Genomic DNA, 6,000 nt, shown 5'->3' on the forward strand with positions numbered 1-6,000 from the left:
CCTCCCGTTTCTCCATCCAGGAAACGGGAGGCCACTCATTGTCGAACTCCTTGCAAGATCAACAGTAGCGAATTGCTTGCAAACCAACCATCGCAAAAACCTGCGCGCAACGCCACGGGGCCGCGCTTACTGCAGCTTCGCCTCGGTCTCCTTCATGACCTTCTCATAGTTGGCAATCTTGTAGTCAAGGCGATCAACGCCGGCTTGCATTTCCGCAACGCGCGTGCGCATAAGGTCGCGCTGCTCCTCAAGCAAGCTGATGCGCTGTTTGATGGTGCTGTCGCCTTCCTCGATAAGCCCCATGTACTCGATAAGCGACTCGATGGACATGCCCGCGCCGCGCATGCACTTGATGAATTGGATGCGCGCGCAGTCTTGCTCGGTGTAGTCGCGGATGCCGCTTTCAGTGCGGCGCACGTGCCGCATAAGGCCGATGCGCTCGTAGTAGCGCAACGTGTCGGCGGAGATGTCGTACTGCTTGCTCACTTCGGCGATTTTCATGCGTTCCCCTTTGATGCGTTTCTCCTGCGCTTATTTCACCACTTTAAGTTTGCTCCATGTCAAGGTTTAGGGAACACAAAAACGCGAAATGTGCCGGAAAGTTGCGGCGCTTCAATATGCGCATCGCCATCGACCCTTGCGATTAAACGCGCAATGATTGCATAATAGTGCACACAATTATGCAACGAAAGGAGCGAGCATGCCAACATGCGTTCCCATAAAAGATCTTCGCGACACTGCGGCATTCGATCAGCTGGTTGAGACCAGCCCTTCACCCGTAACGGTGACGAAAAACGGATACGACCGATTCGTCTGCGTGCGAAGCGCGGACTACGAACGGCTTGAGCAAGCAGACGCACGCGCTCGTTTGCTTGAAAGAATCGTTGTTGCCGAACAGGAAAGGTCAGAAGGACTATCCACAGACGCGTATGAGGCAACCACGGCATTACGGGAGAAATATGGCCTATAACGTCCGCATCCAGCCAAGCGCGCTGAAAGAACTTGACGAAATCGTCTCCTACTTGATGGTGTTCGGGCCGCACACGGCGCAATCGTTTCTTGACAATTGGGAAGCCATGCTCGACGAGCTGCGCGACGGCATTGTGGAACACGCGCTATCCCGATTCGAAGTGCTCGCGAAGCTTGGCTACCGCACCGCATTCGTGAAAAACTACATCGTGCTGTTTTTCAAAGAAGAAGGCGCCCTCACACTTGCCCATATCTTCCATCAAAGCCAAGACTATGCGCGTTTAGTGCTGAACGGCAGCTAGAACGCCCTAATACATGCCGAAGGCGTTCCAGAGTAGGGCGTTTGCCGTGATTATAACCACCAGCGATCCGAACAGGAAATACAGCGCGATGCGGTACACCGACACCGTCTCGCCGGCGGCGCTGGCGTTCGCCATGGCGTGCGCGCCCACCTGCCCCACGGGCGCCACGCCGTGCGCGCCCAGCTGCGTGGTCCAGCCCTTCGACAGCGGCTCTGACGAGCGCACCTGCAACAGCTCCAGGAACACCAACGCCGCGGCCAGCGCGAAGTACAGCCCGAAATCGCAGATGTAGCGCATAAGGATGCCCGCGCCCTGCAGGTCGAACACGCACAGCGCCACGGCCACAACCACCAGGCACACCCACAGCGGCAGCAGCCCCTTCGCCTTCAGCGCGTGGCGCACGCGCGGCAGGGCCAGCAGCACCAGCGTCATGGGATACAGGAAGAAGTAGCCGCCGAACATGGGCTCGTAGATGGTGACGCCTTGGTACGACGGGTCCATGTACGTCTGGTGCAAAAACGGGAACTGGCTGCCCAGCGCCGGCGGCTGCAGCAGGTACGCGTACAGGCCGAACGGGATGCGGTCGGCGTGGAATCCGCGGTGCGTCATGTCGTTCGTGGTGAGGTTGTAGTTCGCGCCGAAATCCAGTGGGCTGCCGAAGCGCAGGGAGTTGTACGCCATCACAACCAGCGCCACCACCGCAAACGGCGCAAGCGCCGCGCGGAACTCGCCCAAGCACGCGCGGCACGCCTGGGCGTTGCCGCGCGCGTCGCGCAGAAACGGCCAGAACAGCACCAGGCCGAACACGGCGGCCAGCACCATCTGCGGGCGCGCCGCCAGCGTCAGCGCGATAAGCGCCGCGCCGGCAACCACGCGGCCGCGCTCGATATACCCGCGCGACGTGCCGCTGACCCACAGCCCCAGACCCCAGCTGACCAGCGCCAACCCCATGGCCTCGGGCAAGAAGTACATGCTGGGCGTGCGCGCCAAAATCAGCCCGCCGCCCGCCACGAACAGCATGATGTCCAGCACGGCGAACAGCCCCAGCGACGTGCGCGGGAACCACCGCCGCACCACGTTCGTCAGCAAGTACGCCAAGCCGGCCGCATACGCGCAATCGCAGATGGCCACGCCCAGCCACGTGGGGAAACCGGTTCCCGTTGCCAGAAGCCACGGCACATAGAACACCAGGCACGGCAACACGCCGAAGTACACGTAGTACTTGCCCTCGAAATACGCGTGGTCCCACAGATACGGCACGCCGGCCGCGGCGCGCGCCGCCGTGTCGTAGGGGTTGTCCATGGCCTGCAACGCCGCGCTGGGCACGTCGTCAAGGTACAGGTGCCCCTGGAGCAGCGCCTGCGCAAGCTTTTGATACTGGAAGTAGTTTTCGGTGCTGGCGGTTTGCGTCAGCGACAGGAAGTGCGTGTTCGACATGACCAGCACGAAGATGATGACCGCCTGCACGGCAACCAGGCCGACAACCATCCACCCGTGGCGCGTGATGCGCCCGTCGAACACGCGGCTGAACAGCATCGACTGCGGGCGCACGGCATACAGCAGCAACAGCACGGCCAGAATGTACGCGAAACGCACCGGGTCGATGTCAAGCGGCACCTGCTGGTTGAGGCTGACGCCCGTAACGGTGATCGGCCCCACATCGGCCAGGTTCGTGAACGACACGTAGACGGAATGGCACTTCCCCGCCGGGTCCAAGCTGATGTACGTGCTGGCCGCATCGGCCGGGTCCACCGTCACCGAAGGCAGCTGGTAGTAGTTCGCGTTGCCCTCGTCGGCAAGGTACATGGTCACCTGCAGCTTGCTATCGGTGGCTTTCGCGGCCGCCGCCGGGTCGTTGAGCACGGGCGCGAAGTGGATGCTGCGCACGGTGTCGTCAAGGCCGGTCAGCTCGATGGCGTTGTTGGAGGCATCAAGCGCAATGGTGCCCTCGCTGCCGGAGGCCACGCCGTTGACCAGGTATGACCCCACCTCGGGATACGTCATGGACGTGAAGAACGCCAAGTTGAAGCCGAACACCTCGATGGCCACGGCCACCAGCACGCACACAAGCAGGCCGGCGAAGCGCTTCGCGGGGCTGGTGTAGGCGCCCGCCGAGCCGGCAAACCCCATGTCGCCGGTGTCGGAAGGCGACGCCCAGCCCGAACGCGGCTGCGCCGCAGCATGACGACCCGGGCGCGTGTAGGCGTTAGCGGCGCCGCGGCCCGCACCGCCGGCAGCTGCCGAGCCACCCGGCATGCGTGAAGTGCCGCCATCAGGGCGCGACCAGGGGTTTTGCCGCCCGCCGTTAGCACCAGCTCCACCAAACGAGGAACCATATCCCCCGCGAACGCCGCTGGCATCGCGTCCGTTCGCGGCGCCGTAAGCGCCATCGCCCGCAGCGCCCCGCCCACCGCCGGCACCCGACATGCGCGCCGTGCCGCCAGCATACGGCGCCTGACCGCCCGCCGCACCCGAGCGCGCGCGATTGCCGCCATGCGCCGAATAGTTCTCGCGGGCGTATTGCTGGAACTCCGGCGAGGAAACGCCAGGCTCGAAAGGGTCATGATACTGTTGATTCCGATTAGCCATAGGCCGGATTATACTTCCGATAACGAACCCGTCCGAAACCTTGGGAGGCACAATGGACGAAAAAGACATTGCGATTTTGCGAAACGCGAACATCGACTACGAAGATATCACCGACCGCTTCGAAGGCAACGAGGCGCTGTACCTCAAACTTGCCGAGCTCTTCCTGTCCGACCCGCACATGGCCAACATCGAGGCCGCATTCGCCGAAGGCAACCTCGGCGAGGCTGAGCGCGAATCGCACGCCCTGAAAGGCGTGGCGGGCAACCTGTCGCTGACCAGCCTGCACCAGTTGGCCACGCGCATGAACGACCTGCTGAAAGCCCACGACGAGCAAGCCGCCACCGAGCTTTTGCCCCAACTCGACGATGCCTACAGCCAAGCAACCCAAGCCCTACGCGCCGTGCTAGGGAAATAGCCGCCGGCATCTCTTGCCCCGCCAACGCCACAAACAACAAGCGGCCAACAACAGAGGCAAACCGAACTGGCACCGCCTAACGTCAGAGCAGCTTTCCCGGGTTGTTTACCTCAGGAACAACAACGGCCCCGCCTCTCATCCCAAACCGTACCAGCAAAATGCGAATCGCACACAAAAGGGTGGCAAGCATAGCGCCTGCCACCCTTCACATCAAAACACCGTATCCAATTGCCCTAAACGCACAATTACCGAATCACAACCGCTTGAGCTCCTGTCGTCCAGTAGTTGTTGAAGAAGCTGCTGGCAGACCTTGCGACACTACCAGAAATAGAATCAGCCACGTATACAATGCCTCGTTCCTCATCGTATCCCTGAACAACAATCGAATGGTTGCCGGTATAGAAATTGTACAAGCGCCCTCCGTACCACTGGGAAGCCTTAGCGTACCCGGCTCCCCCATTGTTAACCGTTCCCCACACTTGAACCGGTATGCCGTACTGCAAATACCAATAGATATCGGAACGTGAAGACCCCGTTACATCCTGGGCGCGCAGAGAGCTGCCTCGAGCGCTGAGATACCGATTTGCCGCATCGCGAATTGCAGGGGCCATACAACCGCCCATCGCATAGGCCGACACGAAATTCCAGTCGCTGAAGCTCAAATAAGAATTCCAAATCGTCGTATTGCTAGTTGGGAACCCGTAGTAGCGAAGCATATTCGCCAACGCAACCGATTCGCAGCCGTCGGGAAGATTCGGGTACTGATTCATCGCGGGAACGTTAACCCAAGCGCCAACCATGCGGCCGCTACCGTTGAACTTATAATCAACGGAGCCCACATACTGCCACTTCGAAGCGACCATCCGACCACCGTTGTTGGAGTCCAGGTAGTACCAGGAGTTGCCATCCTTCAACCAACCCGTTGCCATGGCGCCGTTGCTTCGCAAGTAGTACCAAGCGCCGCCAATGCGAGCCCAGCCTGTAGCCATAATGCCCTGGTTGTTGAAGTAATACCAAGATCCGCCCAGCTTTTGCCAGCCAGTCGCAATAGCGCCGCTTCCCGGCGTTGCGTAATATTGATTACCGGCAAGAGAAACCCAACCGCTGGACGCTTTGCCGTTGCTGTCGCAAAGAACGATTTTCCCGTTAACTTTCTTCGCGTTCCCCACAAGCGTTCCGTTGGACGTTGCAAGCTTCACGCTTCCCTTGGCGGAATCGACAACAACCCACTTGTTCGCAGCCATGGCGCCATCGGCGTCAAAATAGTATTGCTTACCCGAAACCGTGGTCAGACCAGTAACCGCAGCGTGCTTTGGATCTTGAGGGTCAAGGTAATACCGCTATCCGCCGTAGGAGTCCCAGCCGCTTTTCATGGCACCGTCTGAACCAGCCCAATGCCAATACCCCTTTTCGTCCAATATCCAGCTACTAGCGCGCATGGCGCCGCCGCGGGAGCCGTCCAGGTAGTACCACTTGCCGTCGACCTGCTGCCAGCCGGTGGCCATCCGGAACGTCGACTTGTCGAGCCAGTACCAGCTGCCGCCGAGTTTCCTCCACCCGGTCTTGAGCGCGCCGGAGGAGTCCGACCAGTACCACTTGCCGCCGTCGAGCGCCCAGCCCGTGGTCATGGCGCCCGAGCTTGCCAGGTGGTACGTGGCGCCGCCGACCTTCTTCAGGCCCGTGGCCATCTTGCCGCTGCCGGGCTCCAGGTAGTACCAGGCGCCG

General features: G+C 60.8%; 5 protein-coding genes and 2 pseudogenes. 2 read left to right on the forward strand and 5 right to left on the reverse strand.

Going from position 1 to position 6,000, the window contains the following annotated elements; all coding sequences use genetic code 11:
- Positions 1-126 precede the first annotated feature (126 nt).
- A complete protein-coding gene (locus ACWI6D_RS05645; protein WP_129424938.1) occupies positions 127-501 on the reverse strand; it encodes a MerR family transcriptional regulator in 375 nt (124 codons plus the stop codon).
- Between the two features lie 341 nt (positions 502-842).
- Here ACWI6D_RS05645 and ACWI6D_RS05650 point away from each other — a divergent pair, with 341 nt between their 5' ends.
- Positions 843-1,271, forward strand: a complete 429-nt coding sequence (locus ACWI6D_RS05650) for a type II toxin-antitoxin system RelE/ParE family toxin (RefSeq protein WP_449133981.1) — start codon at positions 843-845, stop codon at positions 1,269-1,271.
- 6 nt (positions 1,272-1,277) lie between these two features.
- Here ACWI6D_RS05650 and ACWI6D_RS05655 read toward each other — a convergent pair whose 3' ends face one another.
- Positions 1,278-3,860: a hypothetical protein gene (locus ACWI6D_RS05655; protein ID WP_449133982.1), complete on the reverse strand. Its 2,583-nt coding sequence runs from the start codon at positions 3,858-3,860 to the stop codon at positions 1,278-1,280.
- A 52-nt stretch (positions 3,861-3,912) separates the two neighbouring features.
- On the opposite strand from ACWI6D_RS05655, the gene ACWI6D_RS05660 reads away from it, so the two are divergent.
- Positions 3,913-4,275 carry an Hpt domain-containing protein gene (locus ACWI6D_RS05660; RefSeq protein ID WP_303250556.1) on the forward strand — a complete coding sequence of 121 codons (363 nt, stop codon included), beginning with the start codon at positions 3,913-3,915 and terminating at the stop codon, positions 4,273-4,275.
- A gap of 245 nt (positions 4,276-4,520) precedes the next feature.
- Here ACWI6D_RS05660 and ACWI6D_RS05665 read toward each other — a convergent pair whose 3' ends face one another.
- The 3 genes and pseudogenes from ACWI6D_RS05665 to ACWI6D_RS05675 form a co-directional block, all read right to left on the reverse strand.
- The gene (locus tag ACWI6D_RS05665) at positions 4,521-5,519 is read right to left on the reverse strand and encodes a C39 family peptidase (protein ID WP_449133983.1); all 999 of its coding nucleotides are present in this window, start codon (positions 5,517-5,519) and stop codon (positions 4,521-4,523) included.
- A pseudogene (locus ACWI6D_RS05670) lies at positions 5,502-5,573 on the reverse strand (hypothetical protein); the annotation flags it as partial. The gene ACWI6D_RS05665 and the pseudogene ACWI6D_RS05670, both read right to left, overlap by 18 nt.
- A 42-nt stretch (positions 5,574-5,615) precedes the next feature.
- Positions 5,616-6,000 (reverse strand): annotated as a pseudogene (locus ACWI6D_RS05675) (choline-binding protein A); the annotation flags it as partial.

It is taken from the genome of Senegalimassilia sp. (assembly GCF_977052095.1).

Bases quoted from the DNA above. Each gene is read 5' to 3' on its own strand.
- ACWI6D_RS05645 (WP_129424938.1), bottom strand. From the start codon at position 501: ATGAAAATCGCCGAAGTGAGCAAGCAGTACGACATCTCCGCCGACACG.
- ACWI6D_RS05655 (WP_449133982.1), bottom strand. From the start codon at position 3,860: ATGGCTAATCGGAATCAACAGTATCATGACCCTTTCGAGCCTGGCGTT.
- ACWI6D_RS05660 (WP_303250556.1), top strand. From the start codon at position 3,913: ATGGACGAAAAAGACATTGCGATTTTGCGAAACGCGAACATCGACTAC.
- ACWI6D_RS05665 (WP_449133983.1), bottom strand. From the start codon at position 5,519: ATGGCTGCGAACAAGTGGGTTGTTGTCGATTCCGCCAAGGGAAGCGTG.